Origin of the sequence: Streptomyces sp. ITFR-6, assembly GCF_031844725.1 — a bacterium.
Taxonomy (GTDB): Bacteria; Actinomycetota; Actinomycetes; order Streptomycetales; family Streptomycetaceae; genus Streptomyces.
Map to the genome: position 1 here is coordinate 3,684,895 of NZ_CP134612.1, position 24,002 is coordinate 3,708,896.

The following is a 24,002-nucleotide window of genomic DNA, read 5'->3' on the forward strand; positions in this document are numbered from 1 at the left end:
CCTTATGCCGAGGAACCGGCCTTTATATCGGGCATACGAGGTTCTGCCGGGCTTCTCAGGGCGTACTCACGCTCCTCTCATCTTCGCTGGACACTCTTCTAGACATGACAGAGAGCCAGCGCCCGAGCGGCGAGTACCCGATGTACCCCTCGTACGGCAACGGCGACGCGGCCTACCCGCCGCCGCCGTCATACCAGCCCGCGCAGCCGGTGGGCTCGGGCGGCGGTGACCCCGTGTGGCCCGCCCCCGGACAGCCGGAACCGGCGCCCGAGCCGTCCGCGTCCCGGCGCCGGGCCCGCCGCCCGATCGCGCTCCTCGCGGCGGTCGCCATCGCGGCGGCGATCATCGGCGGCGGCACCGCCACGGTGATCGGGCAGCTCACCGACCACGGCACCGACACCACCGGCGGCGTCATCCCGGGCACCACGGTCTCGCAGAGCAGCAAGGGCACCGTCTCCGGGGTGGCCGCCGCCCTGTCACCGACGATCGTCGAGATCAGCGCGACCTCGAACGCGGGCCAGTCCACCGGTTCCGGTGTGGTCATCACGTCCGACGGCGAGATCGTCACCAACAACCACGTCGTCGCGGGGTCCTCCTCGGTCAAGGTGACGCTCAGCACCGGCAAGACGTACACCGCAGACGTCGTCGGGACCGACCCCGACAAGGACCTCGCGCTGATCAAGCTCCAGGGCGCGAGCGGCCTGAAGACGGCGACGCTCGGTGACTCGTCCAAGGTGGCCGTCGGCGACCAGGTCGTCGCGATCGGCTCGCCCGAGGGCCTCACCGGCACCGTCACCAGCGGCATCGTCTCCGCGCTCGACCGGGACGTCACCGTCGCCAAGGAGGGTGACAGCGGCCAGGACCAGGGACAGGACCAAGGCCAGGGGCAGGGCGGCGGGCAACAGTGGCCGTTCGAGTTCGGCGGTCAGCAGTTCAACGGCGACACCGGCGACTCCACCACCACGTACAAGGCGCTCCAGACCGACGCCTCGCTCAACCCGGGCAACTCCGGCGGCGCGCTGATCAACATGAACGGCGAGATCATCGGCATCAACTCCGCGATGTACTCCGCGAGTTCGGCCGAAGGCTCGGGCAGCTCCGGAGCGGGCAGCGTCGGCCTCGGCTTCGCCATCCCGGTGAACACCCTCAAGGCCGATCTGCACACCCTGCGGGCCGGCGACGGCTCCTGACCCGCGCCGCCGCAACCAGGCCGTGCGAGGCTGAGAAACTGGAGGGCAGCGCCCCGCCCCGTACGGATCGAGAAGAGGACGAAGCAGTGATGAGCCCCGCCGAAGACGATCCGCAGCGCATCCTGATCGTCGACGACGAGCCCGCCGTGCGCGAGGCCCTGCAGCGCAGCCTCGCGTTCGAGGGATACGGCACCGAGGTCGCCGTCGACGGTCTCGACGCCCTCACCAAGGCCGAGTCGTACGCCCCCGACCTCATCGTCCTCGACATCCAGATGCCCCGGATGGACGGGCTGACCGCCGCCCGCCGCATCCGGGCCACCGGGACCACCACACCCATCCTGATGCTCACCGCCCGCGACACCGTCGGAGACCGGGTCACCGGACTCGACGCGGGCGCCGACGACTACCTGGTCAAGCCCTTCGAGCTGGACGAGCTGTTCGCCCGCATCCGGGCCCTGCTGCGCCGCAGCTCGTACGCGGCCGCCTCCGGCGCCGACCTCCCCGACAACAACGTGCTGGCCTTCGCGGACCTCCGGATGGACCTCGCCACCCGCGAGGTCAGCCGGGGCACCCGCCGCGTGGAGCTGACCCGCACCGAGTTCACCCTGCTGGAGATGTTCCTCGCGCACCCGCGCCAGGTACTGACCCGCGAACAGATCCTCAAGGCGGTCTGGGGCTTCGACTTCGAGCCGAGCTCCAACTCGCTGGACGTGTACGTGATGTACCTGCGCCGCAAGACCGAGGCGGGCGGCGAGCCGCGCCTGGTCCACACGGTCCGGGGTGTGGGATACGCGCTGCGGGCGGGCGGGGGCGAGGGGTGACGGGGCCCCTGCACCGCTTCCGCGCCCTGCCGCTCCGCTCCCGGCTCGCACTGCTGGTCGCCACCGCGGTGGCGGTGGCGGTGGCGGCGGTGGCGGCGGCGTGCTGGTTCGTGACGCGGGCGCAGCTGGAGCACCAGGCGGATGCGACGCTGCGCGCCGCCAAGGTCGACAAGGACTACCTGGGCGATTTGTACAAGTACTGCACCAGCGCCACCAAGCTGCCGCCCCCGCCCTACACGAGCTTCACCGTCCAGCTCATCGACGCCCAGGGCACGGTCTGCATCGCCCCCGACTCGTCGAAGCTCCCGGTGACCCGGGCCGACCTCGCGGTGGTCAACGGCGAGCGGAGCGAAGCGCTTCACACAGGCGCCGATGCCGACGGGGTGAACATGCGCGTCTTCACCTACGCGGTGACGGTTACGGTGTCGCGCGGGCCCGGCCTGCCGGGCACCGACCTCACCCTCGGCGTCTCCGTCGCCCGCCCCATGAGCGAGATCAACAAACCCCTCTCCACCCTCACCTGGGTCCTCCTCCTCGTCTCCGGCATCGGCGTCATCGGCGCGGGCGCCGCCGGTCTCTGGATCGCCCGCTCCGGACTGCGGCCGGTCGACGAACTGACCGAGGCCGTGGAGCACGTGGCCCGCACCGAGGACCTCACCGTCCGCATCCCGGTCGAGGGAGAGGACGAGATCGCCCGGCTCTCCCGCTCCTTCAACTCGATGACGGCTTCCCTCGCCACCTCCCGGGACCGCCAGGCCCAGCTGATCGCGGACGCGGGCCACGAACTGCGCACCCCCCTGACCTCCCTGCGCACCAACGTGGAGCTGCTCGCCCGCAGCGACGAGACGGGCCGGGCGATCCCGCCGGACGACCGCAAGGCGCTGATGTCCTCGGTCAAGGCCCAGATGACCGAGCTGGCCTCGCTCATCGGCGACCTCCAGGAACTGGCCCGCCCGGACGCCTCCCAGCCCGGCCCGCTCCAGGTGATCGCCCTGCACGACATCACCCGCACCGCCCTCGAACGCGCCCGGCTGCGCGGCCCCGAGCTGACCATCACGGCGGAGCTGGCCCCCTGGTACGTACGGGCCGAACCGGCGGCCCTGGAACGGGCGGTCGTCAACGTCCTGGACAACGCGGTGAAGTTCAGCCCGCCCCGCTCCACGATCGACGTGGTCCTGCACCGGGGCGAACTGACGGTCCGCGACCGGGGCCCCGGCATCCCCGCCGACGAACTCCCGCACGTCTTCGAGCGCTTCTGGCGTTCCCCCTCCGCCCGCCAGCTCCCCGGCTCGGGCCTCGGCCTGTCGATCGTCGCCCGTACGGTCCAGCAGGCGGGCGGCGAGATCGGCCTGCGCCCGGCGGACGACGGCGACGGCACGGTGGCCACGATCCGGCTGCCGGGGGCCCCGCAGCCACCGCCGGAGACGCCGCGGAGCTGAGCGGGCCGGGTGAGCGCCGCGCCAAGGGCTGTCCTGTAGGCAACGCGCAGCTCAGCGAGGGTCCGGGGCAACGGCATGTGCCTTTCGTCACAACGAAAGGCACCCAGCTGAGAGCAACTGCGCCGTTTCATGACGTCTGTCCGCGTCCGAGGCCCCGGACCGGCCCTCAGCGCCGGGAAATACCTGCCACCGGCTCCGGCGACAGCCATAGCATCTTCACAGCCGCCCGCGTGATCCAGCCGCTGTGGCAGCCGTTCATCCCTATTTCTTTCCTTTTCGGATCCGGACCCAAGGGCTCATGTGAAGATTCGCCGCGTTCTCGCCACCGCCGTGGCCGTCGCCGCGACCACACCCGCCGTGCTGCTCTCCGTCACCCCCGCGTTCGCGGACGCCTCGCCGATGGCACGGACGCAGGCCAAGCCCACTCTGGAAGAGCTCGAAAAGGCCGCGGCCGCGGCACAGGAGGCCTACGACAAGGCCCTCGCCGCGAAGACCGCCGCCGCTGACGCGCTGGCCAAGGCCCGCGAAGAGGAGGAGAACGAGAACCAGAACTGCGTGGCCGAGCCCGGTCTCACCACCGTCCTGACCGGCGTCCCGGACTCGATCACCGCCGGTACGACCACCGCTCTCTCGCTCCGGGTGAGCAACCGCTCGGGCAAGACCATGGACAACGTCCTCGCCTACACCTTCACGCACGCCACCGACACGAGCGGCCTCAAGGAGACCGACAGGCTCCTGCACCTCCAGTGGTCGACGGCGTCCTCCCCGAAGTGGCACAGCATCGGCGGCGACCACCTGATCGACGGCATCGGCCGCTGAAGGACGGCGCCCACGCCGACATCAAGCTCCGCCTCACCATCGACGCGTCGGCCCCGGCCGGCAACGGCGCCGCCTTCGTGTCGGCCGACTACACCAACGAGAACGGCTCCTGCGGGGGCAACCCGGACATCGCCATGTACGACTTCGGTGTCCTCAAGGCCGCGAAGCCGAAGCCCGGCAAGACCGACTCCGGTACCACCGGCACGACCGGCACGGGCACGACCGGCACCACCGGCACCGGCACCGGCACCTCTGGCGGCTCCAACCCGTCGGCCCAGGGCACGGCGTCGAGCAACCCGGTGACCACCGGCGGCAGCCTCGCCTCGACGGGCGCATCCTCCACCACCCCGCAGCTCGCCCTCGCGAGCGGCGCGGCCGTGGCGCTCGGCGCGGCGGCGATGTTCACCGCCCGCCGCCGGACGGGCTCCCGGGTCTGATCAGGAAGCACCACGAGCGGAGGGGTGGCGGGCCGGTCGGCCCGCCACCCCTCCGCTCGTGGTGTTCGGCCCCGCCTCCGGGTCGCTCAGGACACCGGGTTGTGCCGGATCAGGGACTCCACCAGCCCGGACCGGGTCGCGGGGAAGTCCAGCGGGACGATGCCGAGGCCGGTCCAGCCGGACGCCTCAGAGCCGTCCAGGAACGAATGGACCTGCGGGTTGAGCCGGTCCGCGTTTCCGCGGGGCGGCAGGAGGGCGGCGGTCGAGACGTAGTTCATGAAGAGCTTGCCCGGCTGCCCGGCCGCCTTGCGGAACTGGGCTTCTATCTTCGGGTACTTGGCGAACGGCTCCGCCATGTAGTCGTCCTGGATGTCGAAGAGGTCCGGATCGGCGTAACGCACTCCCGGCAGGCCCCCGTTGTCGGCGAGCAGCACCACCTTGCCGCGCGCCTCGCCCAGCGCGGGCAGCGCGGAATCGATGCGGAACAGCGGCCGCCAGCCCCGGACGTCGAGGTAGTCGTCGAAGACCGCCCGGAACGCCGCGTCGCTCTCCTCCGAGTACTCCTGCTTGACCCGCATCAGTACCGTCTCGGTGGGCCGCTCGGCCAGGAAGTCCCAGCAGGCGCCCAGCACATCACCGAACATCAGGTTCTGGTACGAGGCTCCGTGGTGGATCGCGAAGGACCCGTCCGTGATCCGGCACCGTACGTCGAGGAAGCGCAGCCCGCTGTTCAGCTGTTCCGCGATCGTCGTGTTCTGGCACTCGGTCCAGGGCCCGCCGTAGCGGGCGCCGGAATCGTGCGAGCCGGGGATGGTGAGCCGTCGCAGCTCCGTTCCGTCCGCGATGCCGCTCATCCAGTCCTGGTTGGTGAGGACCCGGCGGGCCGAGGCGCGGGCCGGCGCCGTGCCAAGGACCGCGGTGGCGGAAACGGCCAGTGCGCCGGCCAGGAAGTTCCGGCGGTTGGCTGTGTACGGGCTCATGCGGGGACGCCTCCGGATGCCGTGTGGGGTCAGCGCTCAGATTATGACCGGTGCACGTCACGAGCAACAGATGGCAACGGCACGCAGGACGCGTCCCGAGTCCGCGTTCCGGCCGCCGTACGCCCTACTGCACGTCTGTGTCACGGCGGGCGCTGCCGCCCCGGAAGAGTGCGGGCTCCGTCCCCGTCCGGCAATGCGCGCTCCTCTACGGCCGGGGGTCAGCCCCGCAAGCCCGGTCGGGCCCGTAACAGGCCGAAGGACCGCCACTTCCCGTGGCGGGCCTTCGGTTCGGACTCGGTCCGAGCGTCGAGCGCTCGGGCGCTCGGGCGCTCGGGCGCTCGGGCGCTCGGGCGCTCGGGCGCTCGGGCGCAGGGGCGGTCCCCCGCAGCCGGAACTACTGAACGACCGTGATCCGGTCCGTCGCCGGCGGGGCCAGCGGTGCGGCGGCCGTGGAGTGCGCGGCCAGGTAGTCGTTGAACAGGTCCAGGTCGGAGGCGCCGACCAGCTTGTTGGTGCCCTCACCGAGCGCCGCGAAGCCGTCGCCGCCGCCCGCCAGGAACTCGTTCATCGCGACGCGGTACGTCTTGGCGGGGTCGATCGCCTCGCCGTTCAGCCGAATCGTGTCGGTGACCACCCGGTCCGCGCCCGACTTCGTCATGTCCAGCGTGTACGTGAGGCCCTTCGACACCTGAAGGATCTTCGGGCTGGCCTCGTTCGCACCGCTGACCTGCTGCTGGAGCGCGCTGACGAGCTGCGCACCGGTCAGGTCGAGGACGTTCATCATGTTGGTGAACGGCTGCACGGTGAACGACTCGCCGTACGTCACCACGCCGTCGCCCTCACTGCCCGACGCCTTGTACACCAGGTCCGCGCGGATGCCGCCCGGGTTCATGAAGGCGACGACCGCTCCGCCCTTGTCCGCCGGGGCCAGGCCCTCCAGCTGCGCGTCCGCGATCAGGTTGCCGAGCGGCTTCTCCGGGGCCGTGGAGCCGCGGCCGTTGATGTCGGCCGAGATGTAGCCCTGGGGCCGGTTCGCGATCGGCGCCGCGAGGGTGTTCCAGCGCGCGATGAGGGCCGTCAGGTCGTTCGCCGGGGCCTGGTCCCTGTCCACGATGTGGTTCGCGGAGACCGGGTTGGCGGGCTTGGGACGCGGGTGGTGCTTCGACCCCTTCTGCACCTTCGGCGTCTTCACCGCCGTGCGCACGATGTCGTCGGTGCGACGGTCGTAGGTGAGCGTCGTGTCCGTGTACAGCTTGCCGAACGACGAGGCCGAGGTGACCAGGCGCGGGTTGCCCGCCGGGTCCGGGATGGTGCAGACGTACGCCTGGTGGGTGTGGCCCGTCACCAGCGCGTCGACCTTCGGCGAGATGCCCTTGGCGATGTCGGTGATCGGCCCGGAGATGCCGTCACCGGCACCCGGGCTGTCGCAGTCGTAGTTGTACGAAGAAGAGGCGGGGGCGCCGCCCTCGTGGATCAGCGCGACGATGGACTTGACGCCCTGCCGGTCCAGTTCCTTGGCGTACTTGTTGACCGTCTCGATCTCGTCGTGGAACTTCAGACCCTTGACGCCGTTGGCCGTCACGATGTCCGGGGTGCCCTCCAGGGTCACTCCGATGAAGCCGACCTTCACGCCGTTCTTCTTCCACACCGTGTACGGCTTGAGGATCGGCTTGCCGGTCTTCTCGCTCGTCACGTTGGCGGCGAGGTAGGGGAAGTCGGCACCCTTGAACTTCTTGCCCTTCTCGTAGCACCCCTCGACCGGGTGGCAGCCGCCGTTCTGGAGGCGGGCCAGCTCCGTGGCGCCCTCGTCGAACTCGTGGTTGCCGACGCTCGTCACGTCGAGGTCGATCTTGTTGAGCGCCTCGATGGTCGGCTCGTCGTGGAAGAGCCCCGACAGCAGCGGGCTCGCGCCCACCATGTCGCCGCCGGCCGCGGTGATCGAGTACGGGTGCCCCTTGCGCGCGGTGCGCAGCGAGGAGGCCAGGTACTCCACGCCGCCGGCCGGGACGGCCTTCACCGTGCCGTCGGCCTGCGTCTCGTTGACCGTACCGGCCGAGCCGGCCGGCGGCTCCAGGTTGCCGTGCAGGTCGTTGAAGGACAGCAGTTGTACGTCCACGGTCCGGTCCGGCGCGTGATGGCCGTGGCCCTTGCCGTGCCCATGTCCGTGTCCGTGGCCGCGCTCCTGTGCGCCGGCCGGCATGGCTGCGACGAGCGCTCCGACGGTGGCAAGGCCGGCCGCGGCGGCGAGCACCCGCCGGGACGCGCGGTTCTTCTGCGGTGTCGCTGACATCGGTCCCCTTGTGAGTTCAGCGGAGGTCTGAGAATGGTGACGAGTCTGGAGACTGCGTGCCGCAGCCTAGAGTCAACGCGCGTAGCGCGACAGGTGTTCGGGGTTACGAACTGGTTGCCGTGTGATCGGAACGGGGCCATTCACCCATATGGCGCCCGGGTCCGGGGCGCGGGTGCGCCTGTCCGGTGGGCGGGGGGTGGTGCCCCCGCACCCGGCGGAGCACCCGCACCCGCACGAACAAGCCCGTCCGGCGCTTGAGGACGGAACCCCGCGCCCCGGACCAGGGCAGGGTCAAGGAACCCCGCCGCCGCCCGCGCAAGGGCCACGTACGCTCGTACGCATGACGACTGACGTACCCCTCCCCGCCCCCGGCCGCGAGATCCGGACGCTCGATGCCCTCGACCCCGAGCAGGCGGAGGCCGTGTCCGGGCTGCTCGCGGAGGCGGCCAGGTCCGATGGCCGGCAGGCCGTGTCCGAGCAGGGGCGGCTGCAGTTGCGCGGCGGGCACCGGGAAGGCGTGCGGCACTTCCTGCTGACCGCCGGGGGCGTGCTCGTCGGGTACGCGCAGCTGGAGGACACCGACCCCGTGGAGGCGCCGGCCGCCGAGCTGGTCGTGCACCCCTCGCACCGAGGGCACGGGCACGGGCGGGCGCTCGGGGCGGCGCTGCTGGCTGCCACCGGGAAGCGGCTGCGGGTGTGGGCGCACGGCGGCAGGTCCGGGGCGCGCCACCTCGCGCAGGTCCTCGGCCTCTCGCTCTTCCGCGAACTGCGGCAACTGCGGCGCCCGTTGAGCCCGCTGAACATCGCGGAGCCGGTACTGCCGCCGGGCGTCACCGTCCGCGCGTTCGTCCCCGGCCAGGACGACGCCGCCTGGCTGGCCGTGAACCGCGCCGCCTTCGCCCACCACCCCGAGCAGGGCTCGCTGACCCAGCACGACCTGGACGACCGCAAGGCCGAGCCCTGGTTCGACCCGGAGGGCTTCTTCCTCGCGGAGCGCGCCACCGATGACGGCGGCGCCGAGCTGATCGGCTTCCACTGGACGAAGGCGCACGCCGAGGAGCAGCTCGGCGAGGTGTACGTCGTCGGCATCCGGCCCGACGCTCAGGGCGGTGGTCTGGGCAAGGCGCTCACCGCGATCGGGCTGCGCCACCTCGCCGCCGAGGGGCTGCCGACCGCGATGCTCTACGTCGACGCGGACAACACCGCCGCCGTGGCGGTCTACGAGCGGATGGGCTTCACCACCCATGAGGTGGACCTGATGTACCGCACGGAGTCCTGAGCGGCCACAACCACCCCGGGGCGGCGTCGTTTGACGCCGCCCCGATTTTACGCCACCCTTTCACTACTCAATTAGTGAAAGGGGTGAACATGGCACAGCCCGCAGCAGTCGAGTACCGCATCGACCGGCGCAGCGGCATCGCCACTTACCTCCAGATCGTCCAGCAGACGAAGCAGGCCCTGCGCCTGAATCTGCTGAAGCCGGGCGACCGGCTGCCCACCGCCCGCGAGGTCGTGGAGGCCACCGCCATCAACCCGAACACCGTACTCAAGGCCTACCGCGAGCTGGAGCGCGAAGGGCTCGTCGAGGCGCGGCGCGGCCTCGGCACCTTCGTCACCCGGACGCTCGGCGGCGCGGCCTCGGCCAACGACGCCCCGCCGCGTGCCGAACTCGCCGACTGGACCCGGCGCGCCCGCGCGGCCGGACTGGACAAGGACGACGTGGGCGCGCTCTTCACCGCCGTACTGGACAGCACATTCGAGGGGAACCAGGACTGATGACAGGTGCAGCGATCGAGGCCGACGGCCTCGGAATGAAGTACCGCGGCAGAGGCGGTGGCTGGGCCCTGCGCGACTGCTCCTTTCGGCTGCCGGCCGGCCGCGTCTGCGCGCTCGTCGGCCCCAACGGGGCCGGGAAGTCCACACTGCTCGGCCTCGCCGCAGGACTCCTTCGACCGGTCGAGGGCACCCTTCGGGTACTGGGCTCTTCACCGGCCGAAGCCCGCAGCCGCGTGGCCTTCGTGGCCCAGGACAAGCCGCTGTACCCGCAGTTGACGGTGGCCGAAACCCTCTGGGCGGGCGCCGAGCTGAACCCGCGCACCTGGGACCAGGACACCGCCGCGCGCATCACGGAACCGCTCCCCGCAGACGCGAAGGTACACACCCTCTCCGGCGGAGAGCGTACCCGGCTCGCGCTGGCGCTCGCCCTGGGGAAGCGGCCCGAACTGCTCCTGCTGGACGAGCCGATGGCCGACCTCGACCCGCTCTCACGGCACCAGCTGATGGGCAGGCTCATGGCGGAGGCCGCCGAGCGCTCCACCACCATCGTGATGTCCTCCCACGTCCTCACAGAACTGGAGGGCTCCTGCGACTACCTCCTGCTCGTGGACGACGGCCGGATCCGCCTCGGCGGCGAGACCGACGATCTGCTCGCCGCGCACGCCCTGCTCACCGGCCCGGCCGCGGACCTGGCTCCGCACACCGTCGTCGAGTCCCGCACCACGGGACGGCAGTTGACCGCACTCGTCCGGAAGGAGGGCCCGGTGGACACCTCGGCCTGGGAGACGACCGATCCGTCCCTGGAGGAACTGCTGCTGGCACACCTCCGGTCCCCCGGCGCGCCCGCCCTGCTCACGCCGAGCGCTCATGCCCCGACCCGGCGGGCGGCGAGCGCGGCATGAGCATCCTCGCGCTGCGCGGCCCCGCCCGCGTCATCGTCCTCCAGCACCGCCGCGTCCTCTGGATCGCGGGGGCGCTCGCGCTCGCCGGGGTCGTTCTGCTGACCGCATCCATGTGGTGGAACTCCGGCACGGCAGACACGTACGCCGACACCGGGTGCTCCTACATGGACACCTCCGCACGCTGCGTCGCAGCGCTCGACGACGCACTCAGCCACCAGGCGAGGCTCAGGGAAGTGCTGTATTACGTGGGCATCGCCATGGTGGTCTTGCCCGCGGCCATCGGCCTGTTCGTCGCCGGTCCACTGATCGGCCGGGAGCTGGAGAGCGGCACCTACCGGCTGGCCTGGTCCCAGTCCGTCTCCCCCGCACGTTGGCTCCTCGCCAAGCTCGCCGTTCCGGCGGCGATCACGGTGGTAGTGGTGCCGGTTATCTCGACCGTCTACGCCTGGTGCCGGACCTCTCCCGACGCCAACCGCCTGGACTGGTACGAGTGGAGCACGTACGCCGCGATCGGCGCCCTTCCCACGGCCTCGGCCCTGCTCGCCATCGCCCTCGGCGCGCTCGCCGGGCTGCTGGTGCGCCGCACGCTCCTCGCCATGGGCATCACAGCCCTGGCCTACGGGGCGGTGGCACTCACACTCGGCGCCGTGCGCAGCAGCCTGTGGGCGGTCAGTACGGTGATCACGCCGCTCGACGCCAAAAGCGGCCAGCCCCCCGGTTCCCTGCGGGTCGGCGGAGGCATGATGGCAGGGGAACAGCGGCTGCCCGGCGACATCTGCGAGCCGGGCGCCACACCCGACATGGTCCGCTGCATGGCGGACCACCACGTCACCGGCACCTACGTCGACTACCATCCCGCCTCGCACTTCTGGCCCCTCCAACTGGTCGGGACGGGCATCGTCCTCGTCCTCACCGCCGTCGCCGTCGCCCTCGCCTTCCGCGTCCTGCGCCGCCGCCACGCCTGAGAAGGGGGCCGTGTCCGAGGGCCTCTCGGCCCCGGACACGGCCACACCGCTTCCCGCATGTCATGTCGCCGTTACCGGGCATTCAGACGGCCTTGCGACCCTCTCAGGATGCAGCCAGCTGTGCCGTCCCCCCGCAACGGGAGAATTCCCGGCAGAGAACGCGCCGACCGTGCGATCTCCGCGATCTCACCCCCTCCGACGCGCCCCCGGAGCACTCCGCGCGGAAGAATGGGCCCATGAGCCAGCAGCCCAGCTCCGAGGTCCCGGTCCAGCCCGCCGCTCAGCCGTCCGTCGGCTCCCTCGCCGCCCACCGGCCGCACGCCGTCGCCACCCCCGCGCACGCAGGCTCCACCCTGTCCACGGCGGCCGATCTGGACCCCGACATCGACGCCGACGCCGACGCGTACGAGCCCGATGTCGACGGGGACGAGCTGCCGCAGGGCCGGTTCCTGGACCGCGAACGCAGCTGGCTCGCATTCAACGAACGCGTTCTGGAACTGGCCGAGGACCCCTCGACCCCCCTCCTCGAACGGGCTAATTTCCTCGCCATCTTCGCCTCGAACCTGGACGAGTTCTTCATGGTCCGGGTGGCGGGTCTGAAACGCCGCATCGCGACGGGTGTCGCCACCCGTTCCGCGTCCGGTCTGCAGCCCCGCGAGGTCCTCGACCTGATCTGGACCCGTTCGCGCGAACTCATGGCCCGGCACGCCGCCTGCTACCAGCAGGACGTCGCCCCCGCCCTGTCCGACGAGGGCATCCAGCTGATCCGCTGGCCCGAGCTGACCGAGAAGGAGCAGGCCCGCCTGTTCACCTTCTTCCGGCAGCGCGTCTTCCCCGTACTGACGCCCCTGGCGGTCGACCCGGCGCACCCCTTCCCGTACATCTCCGGGCTCTCGCTCAACCTCGCCGTCGTCGTACGCAACCCGGTCAGCGGCCACCGCCACTTCGCCCGGGTCAAGGTCCCGCCGCTGCTGACCCGCTTCCTGGAGGCCTCCCCGCAGCGCTACGTCCCCATCGAGGACGTCATCGCCGCCCACCTGGAGGAGCTCTTCCCGGGCATGGAGGTGCTCGCGCACCACATGTTCCGGGTCACCAGGAACGAGGACCTGGAGGTCGAGGAGGACGACGCGGAGAACCTCCTCCAGGCCCTGGAGAAGGAGCTGATGCGCCGCCGCTTCGGCCCGCCGGTCCGGCTGGAGGTCGAGGAGTCCATCGACCCGTACGTGCTGGACCTGCTGGTCCGCGAGCTGAAGGTGTCCGACGCCGAGGTCTACCCGCTGCCCGGACCGCTCGACCTCACCGGCCTCTTCGGCATAGCGTCGCTGGACCGGCCGGAGCTGAAGTTCCCCAAGTTCATCGCGGGCACCCACCGCGACCTCGCCGAGGTGGAGTCCGCCTCCGCGCCCGACATCTTCGCCGCCCTGCGCGAACGCGACGTCCTGCTGCACCACCCGTACGACTCCTTCTCCACCTCCGTCCAGGCCTTCCTGGAACAGGCGGCGGGCGACCCGGACGTCCTCGCGATCAAGCAGACGCTGTACCGCACCTCGGGCGACTCCCCGATAGTGGACGCCCTCATCGACGCCGCCGAGTCCGGCAAGCAGGTCCTCGTACTCGTCGAGATCAAGGCCCGCTTCGACGAGCAGGCCAACATCAAGTGGGCGCGCAAGCTGGAGGAGGCGGGCTGCCACGTCGTCTACGGGCTCGTCGGCCTCAAGACGCACTGCAAGCTCTCGCTCGTCGTCCGCCAGGAGGGCGACACCCTGCGCCGCTACTCGCACGTCGGCACCGGCAACTACCACCCCAAGACGGCCCGGCTGTACGAGGACCTCGGCCTGCTCACCGCCGACCCGCAGGTCGGCGCGGACCTCTCCGACCTCTTCAACCGGCTCTCCGGCTACTCCCGCCGCGAGACCTACCGGCGGCTGCTGGTCGCCCCCAAGTCGCTGCGCGACGGACTGATCGCCCGGATCGACAAGGAGATCGCGCACCAGCGGGCCGGCCGCCCCGCCTACGTACGCATCAAGGTCAACTCGATGGTCGACGAAGCGATCATCGACGCCTGCTACCGGGCCGCGCAGGCAGGCGTCCCGGTCGACATCTGGGTACGCGGCATCTGCGCGATCCGCCCCGGCGTCACCGGCCTCTCCGAGAACATCCGGGTCCGCTCGATACTCGGCCGCTTCCTCGAACACTCCCGGGTGTTCTCCTTCGGCAACGGCGGCGAACCCGAAGTCTGGTTCGGCAGCGCCGACATGATGCACCGCAACCTCGACCGCCGCATCGAGGCCCTCGTCAGGGTCACCGACCCCGCCCACCGGGCCGCGCTCAGCCGCCTCCTGGAGACGGGCATGGCCGACACCACCTCCTCCTGGCACCTGGGCCCCGACGGAAACTGGACCCGGCACGCCACGGACGCGGAGGGCCGGCCGCTGCGGCACGTACAGGAAATGCTCATTGACGCCCGGAGGCGCCGGCGTGCGACGCCCTGACCACCAGACCCAGACGGACGTGACCGCGGGGGCGGTGCTCGCACCGTATCTCCGGGCGCAGGCAGCGGACTTCCTGCGGAGTCTGCGCCTGCACCGCGAGAACAGTGCCCCCACGGACGCCGGTCCACAGGCCGCGGAGCAGACCGCCGCCGCGCTGCGCCGCTCGTCCCGCCGGATCGGCGGCACCCTGCACACCTTCCGCGCCGCGCTCGACCCGCTCTGGGCCGAGCAGCTGCGCACCGAACTGGCCTGGCTGTCCGGCACGCTCGCCCGCGAGCACGCCTACGCGGACCGGCTGAACCGGCTCCTCGACGCACTGCACGGACTGTCCGGGACGCCCCTGCCGGCGGCCCGCACCTCCTCCGGCAGCAGCGCCCCGAAGGAGCGCGCCGGCCTCGGCGTCGGTGCGGCGCGCGCCGGCGCACTGCTGGAACGGCAGCTGACCCTCGCCCGGACCCGCGCGCACTCCGCCGCACTCCAGGCCCTCGGCTCCTCCCGCTTCCACGCGGTGGCCGACGCGGTCGCGCTGCTCGCCTCCGAGGTCCCGCTCGCCCCCGCCGCCTCCGCCCCCGCCGCCGAACTGCTGGCCGAGCCCGCGGACCGGGCCGAACAGCGGCTCCTCGGCGCGGTGGCCGCCCTCGCCTCCGGCACCGCGGCCGAGCCGTACAACGAGGCGCAGGACGCGTCCTGGCACCGGACCCGGCTGCTGCTGCGCCTGCACCGGTACGCCCACGAGGTGGTGCGCGGCGCCCCCGACCCGGTCCTGGCCGGCCCGGGGCACGCCCTCGATCTGCACCGGGACGCGGCGGAGGCGGCCTCGGCGGCGGCCTCCGCCGCCCGTACGCCACGCATCGCACCGGCGACCGCGTACGCCCTGGGCGTGCTCCACGCCGACCAGCGCCACGAGGTGGAGGCGGCGCGCGCGGTGTTCCGGGAGACCTGGCCGTACGCGGCGGCCGTGACCGCACGGTGAACGGCACGGTGGTACGGGCGGCGGGGTGCGTGCTGTGGCGCCGCCCGGCCCCGGCCGCCGTGGCCGATACCGGTGGGCCTGCCGTCGGTGTCGAGCTCTGTCTCGTGCACAGGCCGCGTTACGACGACTGGTCCTTCCCCAAGGGCAAGCTGAAGCGCGGCGAGTCCCCGAGGGACGCGGCGCTGCGCGAGGTACTGGAGGAGACGGGCCACCACTGCGTGCCGGGCGCCGTGCTGCCCATGGTCCGGTACATCGCGAACGGGCGCCCGAAGGAGGTCACGTACTGGTCCGCCGAGGCCACGGCGGGCTCCTTCGTGCCGAACCGTGAGGTTGACGCCGTGCTGTGGCTCCCGCCGGAGGCCGCCCGCGCCCGCCTGACCCACCCGCGCGACCGCGCCCTGCTGGACACGGCCCAGTCCCTGCGCACCCTGCCGAAGGCGTAACCCGGGGCCTAACGCGTAACCCTTCCGAACGCGTGACCCGGCCGATCCGGCCCGTCCCGGCGGCGGAACCAGGCCGCCCGACACGGTTCACCTCCCGTTCACTCACCCCCGCAGACCGCTTCACCTGTTCTGCCTAATTTCGGCAGTACACGGTGCGAGGCACAGACCGCACCGGCAATGACTTCCGCACGGCCCACCACCTCGCACGCCGTCGTGGAACGAAATCAATCGCGGCGGCTCCTGGAAGGAACACCCGAAAGTGAAGCTTCAGCGCAAGAACCGGCTTCGTGCCACCGCGCTCGGTGCCCTCGCCGTCTCCGGCGCCCTGGTCCTCACGGCGTGCGGTTCGGACAACAACAGCGGCGGCGACACCGGCGGCAAGACGAAGGCCGCCTCGAACGTCAAGTGCGACGGCGCCAAGGGCCAGCTGCGCGCCTCCGGCTCCAGCGCCCAGAAGAATGCCATGGACCTGTGGGTCAAGGACTACATGGCCGCCTGTTCCGGCGTGGAGATCAACTACAACTCCTCCTCGTCCGGCGAGGGCATCGTCGCCTTCAACCAGGGCACCGTCGGCTTCGCCGGCTCCGACTCGGCGCTGAAGCCCGAAGAGGTCGCCGACTCGAAGAAGATCTGCAAGACCGGCCAGGGCATCAACCTCCCGATGGTCGGCGGCCCGATCGCGGTCGGCTTCCACCTCGAAGGTGTCGACAGCCTGACGCTGGACGCCCCCACCCTCGCCAAGATCTTCGACACGAAGATCAAGAAGTGGAACGACCCGGCGATCACCAAGCTCAACCCCGGCGCCAAGCTCCCGGACAAGGCCATCCAGCCCTTCCACCGCTCCGAGGACTCCGGCACCACCCAGAACCTGGGCAAGTACCTCGCCGCCACCGCCCCGAGCGACTGGAAGTACGAGGCCGAGAAGAAGTGGCCGGCCCCCGGTGGCCAGGCCGCGTCCGGCTCCTCCGGCGTCGCCACCCAGGTGAAGGCGGTCGACGGGGCGATCGGCTACTTCGAGCTCTCCTACGCCGCCTCGCAGAAGATCACCACGGTCGACATCAACACCGGCGGCGCCGCCCCGGTCAAGGCCTCCTCGGAGAACGCCTCCAAGGCCATCGCCGCCGCCAAGGTCACGGGCACCGGCAAGGACCTGGCGCTCGACCTCGACTACACCACCAAGGCCGAGGGCGCCTACCCGCTGGTCCTGGTGACGTACGAGGTCGTCTGCGACACCGGCAACAAGGCCGACACCCTCGGCACCGTCAAGTCCTTCCTGACCTACACCGCCTCCACCGAGGGCCAGCAGCTCCTCACCGAGGCCGGCTACGCCCCGATCCCCGAGGCGATCAGCACCAAGGTTCGTGAGACGGTCGCCGGCCTCTCGTAACCCGGCCCGCACACAGAGACACACGCGACAGGCGGCCGGTCCGGCACACCCCTCCGGACCGGCGGCCACCACCACCCCCATCCGGTGCACCGCCGCCAGGGGAGCACTCAGCTCCCCCACACAGACCGGAAAGACCATGGCTTCCACCACACAGACAGAGACACCACCGGCCCGGCCGGGCGGGCGATCCCGCCCCCGGCCGACCGGGCGCCTCGGCGACCGGATATTTTTGGGCCTGTCACAGGGCTCCGGCATCCTGCTGCTCGTGCTCATGGCGTCGATCGCCGTGTTCCTCAGCTACCGCGCCGCCATCGCCATCTCCGGGGACGAAGGCAACTTCTTCACCACCTTCGACTGGAACCCGGCAGGCAGTCCCCCCGTCTTCGGCATCGCCGTCCTGCTCTTCGGGACCGTCGTCAGCTCGATCATCGCGATGGTCATCGCGGTTCCGATCGCTGTCGGCATCGCCCTCTTCGTCTCGCACTACGCGCCGCGCAAGCTGGCCGGCCCGATCGCGTACGTCGTCGATCTGCTCGCCGCGGTGCCCAGCATCGTCTACGGCATCTGGGGCGCGCTCGTCCTGGTGCCGTATCTCGAAGGCCTGAACCTCTGGCTCGACCAGTTCTTCGGCTGGACGTACATCTTCGAGAAGACCGAGGTCGGCGTCGCCCGCTCGCTCTTCACCGTCGGCATCCTGCTCGCGATCATGATCCTGCCGATCGTGACCAGCGTCAGCCGCGAGGTCTTCCTCCAGGTCCCGAAGATGAACGAGGAAGCCGCGCTCGCCCTCGGCGCCACCCGCTGGGAGGTCATCCGCCTCTCGGTGCTGCCCTTCGGCCGCTCCGGCGTGATCTCCGCGTCGATGCTGGGCCTGGGCCGGGCGCTCGGCGAGACGATGGCCGTCGCCACGGTGCTGTCCCCGAACTTCCTCATCTCGCTGCACGTGCTCAACCCGGGCGGCGGGACGTTCGCCCAGAACATCGCCGCGAAGTTCGGCGAGGCCGACGCGTTCGGGCGGGACGCCCTGATCGCCTCCGGCCTGGTCCTCTTCGTCCTCACCCTGCTGGTCAACGGCGCCGCGCGGCTCATCATCGCCCGCCGCAAGGAGTACTCGGGGGCCAACGCATGAGCCACGCATCCACCAGCGTCCAGGACCGCCAGACGCCGATACCGCCCGCACGGCACAACAGCCTCAGCAGCCGTACGCTGCCCCGCCTGGCACCGCTCGGCTTCGCCGCCGTCTCGATCGCCCTGGGCATCGGCCTCGGCGCGGCCGCCGGCTGGCACAGCCGCGTCCAGTGGGGCCTGATCTCCGCGCTGTTCTTCCTGGTGATCTCGTACGTCGCGACCAGCGTCGTGGAGAACCGGCGACAGGCCAAGGACCGCCTGGCCACCAGCCTGGTGTGGGTCTGCTTCCTGATCGCCGTCGTCCCGCTGGCCTCGCTGCTCTGGACGACCGTCAGCCGCGGCTCCGGACGGCTGGACATCTACTTCCTGACCCACTCGATGGCCGGTGTGCTCGGCTCCGAGGACAGCGGCGGTGTCTACCACGCACTGATCGGCACGCTGGAACAGGTCGGCATCGCGACGGTGATCTCCGCCCCGCTCGGCCTGCTCACCGCGGTCTACCTGGTGGAGTACGGCAAGGGCCCGCTCGCCAGGGCCGTCACCTTCTTCGTCGACGTGATGACGGGCATCCCGTCCATCGTGGCCGGCCTCTTCATCCTCTCGATCATGCTGATCGCGGGTCTCGAACCCTCCGGCCTGATGGGCGCGCTGGCCCTGACGATCCTGATGATCCCGGTCGTGGTCCGCTCCACGGAGGAGATGCTGAAGCTCGTACCGAACGAGCTCCGCGAGGCCTCCCTCGCCCTCGGCATCCCGAAGTGGCGCACCATCCTGAAGGTGGTCCTGCCGACCGCGATCGGTGGCATCGCCACCGGCGTCATGCTCGCCATCGCCCGGATCGCCGGCGAGACCGCCCCGATCATCCTGCTGGTCTTCGGCAGCCAGCTGATCAACCCGAACCCCTTCGAAGGCGCCCAGTCCTCGCTGCCGTTCTACATCTACGAGCAGTACAAGATCGGTGAGACCGCGTCGTACGACCGCGCCTGGGCCGCCGCCCTGGTCCTGATCGCCTTCGTCATGATCCTCAATCTGGTGGCCCGCGGCATCGCCCGCTGGAAGGCCCCGAAGACCGGCCGCTGAGGCCAGCAGAAAGCAGTGATTCAGATGGCCAAGCGCATAGACATCAGCGGACTGTCGGCCTACTACGGCAGCCACAAGGCGATCGACGACATCTCGATGACCGTGGAACCTCGCTCCGTGACCGCGTTCATCGGCCCGTCCGGCTGCGGCAAGTCCACCTTCCTGCGCACCCTGAACCGGATGCACGAGGTCACCCCCGGCGGCCGCGTCGAGGGCAAGGTGCTGCTGGACGACGAGAACCTGTACGGGGCCAACGTCGACCCGGTCACCGTGCGCCGCACGGTCGGCATGGTCTTCCAGCGCCCGAACCCGTTCCCCACCATGTCGATCTTCGACAACGTCGCGGCGGGCCTGCGGCTGAACGGCAACTACCGCAAGAGCGCCCTCAACGACATCGTGGAGAAGTCGCTGCGCGGCGCGAACCTCTGGAACGAGGTCAAGGACCGGCTCAACAAGCCCGGCTCCGGTCTCTCCGGCGGTCAGCAGCAGCGGCTGTGCATCGCCCGCGCGATCGCGGTCGAACCGGACGTGCTGCTGATGGACGAGCCGTGCTCCGCCCTCGACCCGATCTCCACCCTCGCCATCGAGGACCTGATCGGTGAACTGAAGGAGCGCTTCACGATCGTCATCGTGACGCACAACATGCAGCAGGCGGCCCGGGTCTCGGACCGCACCGCGTTCTTCAACCTCGCGGCGGTCGGCATGCCCGGCAAGCTGATCGAGATAGACGAGACGGAGCGGATCTTCTCCAACCCGTCGGTCCAGGCCACGGAGGACTACATCTCCGGCCGCTTCGGCTGAGCCGGACCACTCCCACAGACGGCCTTGGGGTGCTGCATGGCGGTGCCACCACAAGGCGAAGGGTCCGCCCCGCTCTCCACAGGAGAGCGGGGCGGACCCACATACACCTTCAAGCCCGCCCGGCGATTGAGGACAAAGCGCCCGCCCGGCGCACCCGTCACCCGAAGAGCAGGAACACAACCCCGTAGCTGGCGCCAGCGACAAGCGCCGCGGCCGGCATCGTGATGAACCACCCCAGGATGATGTTCTTCGCGACACCCCACCGCACCGCGTTCACCCGCTTCGTGGCACCCACACCCATGATCGCCGAGGTGATGACATGCGTCGTCGAGATCGGCGCGTGGAACAGGAACGCGGAGCCGAACATGATCGACGCCCCCGTCGTCTCCGCGGCGAAGCCCTGCGGCGGGTCCAGCTCGATGATCTTGCGGCCGAGCGTACGCATGATGCGCCAGCCGCCCGCGTACGTACCCAGCGACAGCATCAGCGCGCAGACGAGCTTGACCCAGACCGGAATCGGGTCGCTGTACGTCTCGTGGCCGGAGATGACCAGGGCCATCACCACGATGCCCATCGTCTTCTGCGCGTCCTGGAGACCGTGACCGAGCGCCATGCCCGCGGCCGACACCGTCTGCGCGATCCGGAAACCGCGCTTGGCCTTGTGCGGGTTGGACTTCCGGAACATCCACATGATGGCGACCATCACCAGATAGCCGACCACCAGGCCGATCACCGGCGAGATGAACATCGGGATGACGACCTTGTCGAGCACGCCCATCCAGTGCACCAGCGTCCCGCCCGCGAGCGCCGCGCCGACCATGCCGCCGAACAGGGCGTGGGAGGACGACGACGGCAGGCCGAAGTACCAGGTGACCAGGTTCCAGATGATCGCGCCGACCAGCGCGGCGAAGAGGATTCCCATCCCCTTGTCGCCCTCGGGCGTCGCGATCAGGCCCTCGCTGACGGTCTTCGCGACCCCGCTGCCGAGGAACGCGCCGGCGAGGTTCATCACCGCCGCCATCGCCAGTGCCGCACGCGGGGTGAGCGCCCGGGTGGAGACGGAGGTCGCGATGGCGTTCGCGGAGTCGTGGAAGCCGTTCGTATACGTGAAGCCGAGCGCGACGCCGATGGTCACGATCAGCACAAAGGTGTCCACGTGGTTCAGGACTCCTTGACCGCGATGGTCTCCACCGTGTTCGCGACGTGCTCGAATGCGTCGGCAGCCTCTTCCAGCACGTCCACGATCTGCTTCAGCTTCAGCACCTCCATGGCGTCGTACTTGCCGTTGAAGAGTTGCGCGAGCAGCTTGCGGTGGATCTGGTCGGCCTGGTTCTCCAGGCGGTTGACCTCGATCCAGTACTCGGTGAGGTTGTCCATGGTCCGCAGGTTCGGCATCGCCGCGGCGGTCAGTTCCGCCGCCCGTGCCAGCACCTCGACCTGCTGCTCGACACCCTTCGGGAGCTCATCGACCTGGTACAGCACGACCAGGTCGACCGCCTCCTCCATGAAGTCCATGATGTCGTCGAGCGACGACGCGAGATTGTAAATGTCCTCGCGGTCGAACGGCGTAATGAAGGAGGAGTTCAGCTGGTGGAAGATCGCGTGGGTGGCGTCATCCCCCGCGTGCTCCGCTGCCCGCATACGCTCCGCGATCTCGACTCGGGAGGCAGAATCCGCCCCGAGCAGTTCCATCAGGAGTTTCGAGCCCGTGACGATGTTGTCCGCAGACGCGGAGAACATGTCGTAGAAGCTCGTCTCCCTGGGGGTCAGACGAAAGCGCACGTGGGGTCCTCGGGATGCTTTGGATTCGGTCAGGCTGATGCTAGGCGCATCATCCGGCCACGGCTAACCGGCATTCTTCAGTGTCGCGCATCAGGCACAGTGATCAGCACGGGACCCCGGTCACGTTTCAGCTGAATTCGTTAGGATATACCCACCAGGGGTATATAAACGGCAGGGTAAAGGGAAAATGGGAGGCAGCAATGACCACCACCGAGGCCGCCGGGGCGGACCGGTCACCGGACACCGCGGACGCCACGAGCCCGGCGGACGCCGCCGTTCCGGCGGTCGAGATCGTCACCGATCACGACCGGGGCATACACGGCTACCACCACCAGAAGGCGGAGCACCTCAAGCGCCTGCGTCGCATCGAGGGCCAGATCCGCGGCCTGCAGCGCATGGTCGACGAGGACGTCTACTGCATCGACATACTCACCCAGGTCTCCGCGTCCACGAAGGCGCTCCAGTCCTTCGCGCTCCAGCTGCTGGAGGAGCACCTGCGGCACTGCGTCGCGGACGCGGCGGTCAAGGGCGGCGAGGAGATCGACGCGAAGGTCGAGGAGGCCACCAAGGCCATCGCCCGGCTGCTGCGCACCTGAGCCACCGCTGCTCACCCCCGCGTGGGGTGCTGCCCCGCACCCCCGCCTTGCCCGCCCCGTCAGCCCCGGTGCTCTCCCTGCCGGGGAACGGTGGTGCGTTCAGTGATCACCTTCACATCGAGCACCTCGTCGATACGGTCCGCACTGAGGCGTTCCCCGATCGCCGCCGACGCCGCGATCATCAGCTCCCCGCACAGCTCGATCTCGGCGAGTGCCACATGGTCCGATACGGTCCGTGCGCTGAGCGTCACCACGTCACTCACCTCTCACCGCCGTCGCCGAGTTCCTAGGGTAGGGAGCGCACCACACACCGCGCATGGCACGGACGGACCATTTCGCCTCAGCGAGATGCCTACGGAACAGCCCCCGGCCGGCCCCGTCCGTGGCGGTCACGGCTGCTGCCCCTGCCGGATCTCACCGGTGTAGATGTCGCGCCCGGCCGGGATCCTCACGGACACCGGCACCCCGAACCCGTACAGCAGCGTCGTCGACACCACCTCCACCGCGGGCCCTTCGTTGGCGAAGCTGAACCGGTGGCGCACCTTGCGCAGCCGCCCCTGCTCGTCCAGATACGCGTCGAACGGCACGGTGTCCGTACGGAACCCCTTCGCCGCCGCCGTCAGCGCACCCCGTGAGGCCGCCGGCGCCTGCCGCGCGGCCCGCCCGATGTCCGTGGTCCCCCGGTAGTGCCGCACCGTCACCCCGGCCAGATCGCTCTCGCCCAGGTACGTCACCGCACGCGCCCCGAGCAGCAGCTCGGCCGCGGCCATCGGATCGGTCGCCCCGCCGGTCACCAGGTTGCCGTCGGCCAGGGTTGTCGTGTCGATCCGGACCCACTTGTCCTTGGGCACCCCGGCGCCGCGGTTCATCATGTAGAGCGCGCCGGGGGCCAGCAGTTCCGTGATGGGCAGGTGCTCCTCCTTGCCCACGGCGTCCTGCGGCAGCACCACCTCGAGCCGGCCGGACCGGCTGCGGAAGTCGTACGTCCCCCGGCCCCTGATCGTCACCCGGGTACCGCCCGCCGCCGTCTCCATCGACGTACTCACCTTGGCGGTGGTGCCCGACTTCGTGGCGACGCCGGGCTTCGTGGCGGCGCCGGCGCCGGCCCCGGTCTGGGCGGGCGGGTCCCCGGCCCCGCGGGTGGCGCCGGGTTTCCCGGTGACAGGGGCGGGGGACGCGCCGTCGGCGTCCGTCCCGGTGAGCACCGCGGCCGCCTGCCGCACCGCCTCGACGGCTCCGGGCCCGGCCCGGTCGTCGGCCGCGGCCCGGTCGCCGCCACCGCCCGAGCAACCGGCGGCCGCCGCCATCACGCCCATCGCGGCGAGGGCGCACACAGCGCGCGCCCCGCCTCCGGATCTGTGCTGCTGCACCACCATCGCCTGCCAACCCCCAACGCCGTGCCGCTTGCCCGAGCCCCCACCCGTTCCGGATAACGACGGCCCCTGTCCCCCGTAACGCCGCCCGCCCACCCCTCACCGCCGGACGGCCCCGCCCAGTACCGTGGACGCGTGTATGACCAACACACCGCAGAGGTTCCACCGGCCCTCCCACCGGCCCGGCCCGCCCACGAACCCACCACCGTCGAACGCGGCTCGTTCTGCACCGCCCGATGCGGCTGCGGCTGGTCCGGGCCGGCCCGCAGATCCCGCGACCGGGCCCGCGCCGACGCCGACGCACACCGCGCCGCCCCCTGACCGGACC

24 protein-coding genes are annotated in these 24,002 nt (G+C 70.6%); 18 read left to right on the forward strand and 6 right to left on the reverse strand.

The genetic code is table 11. The annotated features are described in order from the left end of the window. The first annotated feature begins 104 nt into the window (after positions 1–104). The 5 genes from RLT59_RS16800 to RLT59_RS16820 all read left to right on the forward strand — a co-directional run bounded on the left by RLT59_RS16800 (position 105) and on the right by RLT59_RS16820 (position 4,706). The gene (locus RLT59_RS16800) at positions 105–1,190 is read left to right on the forward strand and encodes a S1C family serine protease (protein ID WP_311304150.1); all 1,086 of its coding nucleotides are present in this window, start codon (positions 105–107) and stop codon (positions 1,188–1,190) included. Between the two features lie 89 nt (positions 1,191–1,279). Beyond that, positions 1,280–2,011, forward strand: coding sequence for a response regulator transcription factor (locus RLT59_RS16805; RefSeq protein WP_311304151.1), 732 nt, complete (start codon positions 1,280–1,282; stop codon positions 2,009–2,011). Further along, positions 2,008–3,450, forward strand: a complete 1,443-nt coding sequence (locus RLT59_RS16810) for a sensor histidine kinase (RefSeq protein WP_311304152.1) — start codon at positions 2,008–2,010, stop codon at positions 3,448–3,450. The genes RLT59_RS16805 and RLT59_RS16810 overlap by 4 nt, the downstream gene beginning before the upstream one ends. A gap of 300 nt (positions 3,451–3,750) precedes the next feature. After that, positions 3,751–4,269, forward strand: coding sequence for a hypothetical protein (locus RLT59_RS16815; RefSeq protein ID WP_311304153.1), 519 nt, complete (start codon positions 3,751–3,753; stop codon positions 4,267–4,269). Further along, positions 4,221–4,706, forward strand: coding sequence for an LAETG motif-containing sortase-dependent surface protein (locus RLT59_RS16820; protein ID WP_311304154.1), 486 nt, complete (start codon positions 4,221–4,223; stop codon positions 4,704–4,706). The genes RLT59_RS16815 and RLT59_RS16820 overlap by 49 nt, the downstream gene beginning before the upstream one ends. Positions 4,707–4,792: 86 nt before the next feature. Here the strand turns inward: RLT59_RS16820 and RLT59_RS16825 are convergent, their stop codons facing one another. Further along, the gene (locus RLT59_RS16825; RefSeq protein WP_311304155.1) at positions 4,793–5,686 is read right to left on the reverse strand and encodes a phosphatidylinositol-specific phospholipase C; all 894 of its coding nucleotides are present in this window, start codon (positions 5,684–5,686) and stop codon (positions 4,793–4,795) included. A gap of 394 nt (positions 5,687–6,080) precedes the next feature. After that, positions 6,081–7,976 (reverse strand): bifunctional metallophosphatase/5'-nucleotidase, encoded by a 1,896-nt coding sequence (locus RLT59_RS16830; protein WP_311304156.1) that lies wholly within the window; start codon positions 7,974–7,976, stop codon positions 6,081–6,083. A gap of 340 nt (positions 7,977–8,316) precedes the next feature. Here RLT59_RS16830 and mshD point away from each other — a divergent pair, with 340 nt between their 5' ends. From mshD to pstB, 11 genes are all read left to right on the forward strand, one after another. Further along, entirely contained in the window at positions 8,317–9,255 is a 939-nt protein-coding gene (gene mshD, locus RLT59_RS16835; protein ID WP_311304157.1) for a mycothiol synthase, read from the forward strand. A gap of 89 nt (positions 9,256–9,344) precedes the next feature. Continuing rightward, positions 9,345–9,752 carry a GntR family transcriptional regulator gene (locus RLT59_RS16840; RefSeq protein ID WP_311304158.1) on the forward strand — a complete coding sequence of 136 codons (408 nt, stop codon included), beginning with the start codon at positions 9,345–9,347 and terminating at the stop codon, positions 9,750–9,752. Continuing rightward, positions 9,752–10,654 carry an ABC transporter ATP-binding protein gene (locus tag RLT59_RS16845; RefSeq protein ID WP_311304159.1) on the forward strand — a complete coding sequence of 301 codons (903 nt, stop codon included), beginning with the start codon at positions 9,752–9,754 and terminating at the stop codon, positions 10,652–10,654. Before RLT59_RS16840 ends, RLT59_RS16845 begins: the two co-directional genes overlap by 1 nt. After that, on the forward strand, positions 10,651–11,619 hold the full coding sequence (locus tag RLT59_RS16850; protein WP_311304160.1) for an ABC-2 membrane transporter-related protein: 969 nt from the start codon (positions 10,651–10,653) through the stop codon (positions 11,617–11,619). The genes RLT59_RS16845 and RLT59_RS16850 overlap by 4 nt, the downstream gene beginning before the upstream one ends. Before the next feature lie 236 nt (positions 11,620–11,855). After that, positions 11,856–14,111 carry an RNA degradosome polyphosphate kinase gene (locus tag RLT59_RS16855; protein WP_311304161.1) on the forward strand — a complete coding sequence of 752 codons (2,256 nt, stop codon included), beginning with the start codon at positions 11,856–11,858 and terminating at the stop codon, positions 14,109–14,111. After that, positions 14,098–15,084 carry a CHAD domain-containing protein gene (locus RLT59_RS16860; protein ID WP_311304162.1) on the forward strand — a complete coding sequence of 329 codons (987 nt, stop codon included), beginning with the start codon at positions 14,098–14,100 and terminating at the stop codon, positions 15,082–15,084. Before RLT59_RS16855 ends, RLT59_RS16860 begins: the two co-directional genes overlap by 14 nt. Continuing rightward, on the forward strand, positions 15,081–15,527 hold the full coding sequence (locus RLT59_RS16865; protein WP_311304163.1) for an NUDIX hydrolase: 447 nt from the start codon (positions 15,081–15,083) through the stop codon (positions 15,525–15,527). Before RLT59_RS16860 ends, RLT59_RS16865 begins: the two co-directional genes overlap by 4 nt. A gap of 259 nt (positions 15,528–15,786) precedes the next feature. Continuing rightward, a complete protein-coding gene (gene pstS, locus RLT59_RS16870; protein ID WP_311304164.1) occupies positions 15,787–16,914 on the forward strand; it encodes a phosphate ABC transporter substrate-binding protein PstS in 1,128 nt (375 codons plus the stop codon). Between the two features lie 136 nt (positions 16,915–17,050). Further along, the gene (pstC, locus tag RLT59_RS16875) at positions 17,051–18,043 is read left to right on the forward strand and encodes a phosphate ABC transporter permease subunit PstC (protein ID WP_311304165.1); all 993 of its coding nucleotides are present in this window, start codon (positions 17,051–17,053) and stop codon (positions 18,041–18,043) included. Continuing rightward, positions 18,040–19,122, forward strand: coding sequence for a phosphate ABC transporter permease PstA (pstA, locus tag RLT59_RS16880; RefSeq protein WP_311304166.1), 1,083 nt, complete (start codon positions 18,040–18,042; stop codon positions 19,120–19,122). The genes pstC and pstA overlap by 4 nt, the downstream gene beginning before the upstream one ends. A 24-nt stretch (positions 19,123–19,146) precedes the next feature. Next, a complete protein-coding gene (gene pstB, locus RLT59_RS16885) occupies positions 19,147–19,923 on the forward strand; it encodes a phosphate ABC transporter ATP-binding protein PstB (RefSeq protein ID WP_311304167.1) in 777 nt (258 codons plus the stop codon). 157 nt (positions 19,924–20,080) lie between these two features. Here pstB and RLT59_RS16890 read toward each other — a convergent pair whose 3' ends face one another. Then, positions 20,081–21,079, reverse strand: a complete 999-nt coding sequence (locus tag RLT59_RS16890; protein WP_311304168.1) for an inorganic phosphate transporter — start codon at positions 21,077–21,079, stop codon at positions 20,081–20,083. Between the two features lie 5 nt (positions 21,080–21,084). Then, on the reverse strand, positions 21,085–21,705 hold the full coding sequence (locus RLT59_RS16895) for a DUF47 domain-containing protein (protein WP_024493297.1): 621 nt from the start codon (positions 21,703–21,705) through the stop codon (positions 21,085–21,087). Between the two features lie 200 nt (positions 21,706–21,905). Here RLT59_RS16895 and RLT59_RS16900 point away from each other — a divergent pair, with 200 nt between their 5' ends. Further along, positions 21,906–22,301 (forward strand): metal-sensitive transcriptional regulator, encoded by a 396-nt coding sequence (locus tag RLT59_RS16900; protein WP_311304169.1) that lies wholly within the window; start codon positions 21,906–21,908, stop codon positions 22,299–22,301. Positions 22,302–22,360: 59 nt separating this feature from the next. Here the strand turns inward: RLT59_RS16900 and RLT59_RS16905 are convergent, their stop codons facing one another. After that, complete coding sequence (locus tag RLT59_RS16905) at positions 22,361–22,555, reverse strand: hypothetical protein (protein WP_123527661.1); 195 nt, start codon at positions 22,553–22,555, stop codon at positions 22,361–22,363. Positions 22,556–22,690: 135 nt separating this feature from the next. Next, positions 22,691–23,677, reverse strand: a complete 987-nt coding sequence (locus RLT59_RS16910) for an SCO4651 family lipoprotein (RefSeq protein ID WP_311304170.1) — start codon at positions 23,675–23,677, stop codon at positions 22,691–22,693. A 132-nt stretch (positions 23,678–23,809) separates the two neighbouring features. Between RLT59_RS16910 and RLT59_RS16915 the strand changes: the two genes are divergently transcribed. Next, positions 23,810–23,995, forward strand: coding sequence for a hypothetical protein (locus RLT59_RS16915; RefSeq protein ID WP_311304171.1), 186 nt, complete (start codon positions 23,810–23,812; stop codon positions 23,993–23,995). The last annotated feature ends 7 nt before the right edge of the window (positions 23,996–24,002 follow it).

Bases quoted from the DNA above. Each gene is read 5' to 3' on its own strand.
- RLT59_RS16900 (WP_311304169.1), top strand. From the start codon at position 21,906: ATGACCACCACCGAGGCCGCCGGGGCGGACCGGTCACCGGACACCGCG.
- pstC (WP_311304165.1), top strand. From the start codon at position 17,051: ATGGCTTCCACCACACAGACAGAGACACCACCGGCCCGGCCGGGCGGG.
- RLT59_RS16840 (WP_311304158.1), top strand. From the start codon at position 9,345: ATGGCACAGCCCGCAGCAGTCGAGTACCGCATCGACCGGCGCAGCGGC.
- RLT59_RS16910 (WP_311304170.1), bottom strand. From the start codon at position 23,677: ATGGTGGTGCAGCAGCACAGATCCGGAGGCGGGGCGCGCGCTGTGTGC.
- RLT59_RS16800 (WP_311304150.1), top strand. From the start codon at position 105: ATGACAGAGAGCCAGCGCCCGAGCGGCGAGTACCCGATGTACCCCTCG.
- RLT59_RS16805 (WP_311304151.1), top strand. From the start codon at position 1,280: ATGAGCCCCGCCGAAGACGATCCGCAGCGCATCCTGATCGTCGACGAC.
- RLT59_RS16845 (WP_311304159.1), top strand. From the start codon at position 9,752: ATGACAGGTGCAGCGATCGAGGCCGACGGCCTCGGAATGAAGTACCGC.
- RLT59_RS16830 (WP_311304156.1), bottom strand. From the start codon at position 7,976: ATGTCAGCGACACCGCAGAAGAACCGCGCGTCCCGGCGGGTGCTCGCC.
- pstB (WP_311304167.1), top strand. From the start codon at position 19,147: ATGGCCAAGCGCATAGACATCAGCGGACTGTCGGCCTACTACGGCAGC.
- mshD (WP_311304157.1), top strand. From the start codon at position 8,317: ATGACGACTGACGTACCCCTCCCCGCCCCCGGCCGCGAGATCCGGACG.
- RLT59_RS16825 (WP_311304155.1), bottom strand. From the start codon at position 5,686: ATGAGCCCGTACACAGCCAACCGCCGGAACTTCCTGGCCGGCGCACTG.
- pstA (WP_311304166.1), top strand. From the start codon at position 18,040: ATGAGCCACGCATCCACCAGCGTCCAGGACCGCCAGACGCCGATACCG.
- RLT59_RS16855 (WP_311304161.1), top strand. From the start codon at position 11,856: ATGAGCCAGCAGCCCAGCTCCGAGGTCCCGGTCCAGCCCGCCGCTCAG.
- RLT59_RS16850 (WP_311304160.1), top strand. From the start codon at position 10,651: ATGAGCATCCTCGCGCTGCGCGGCCCCGCCCGCGTCATCGTCCTCCAG.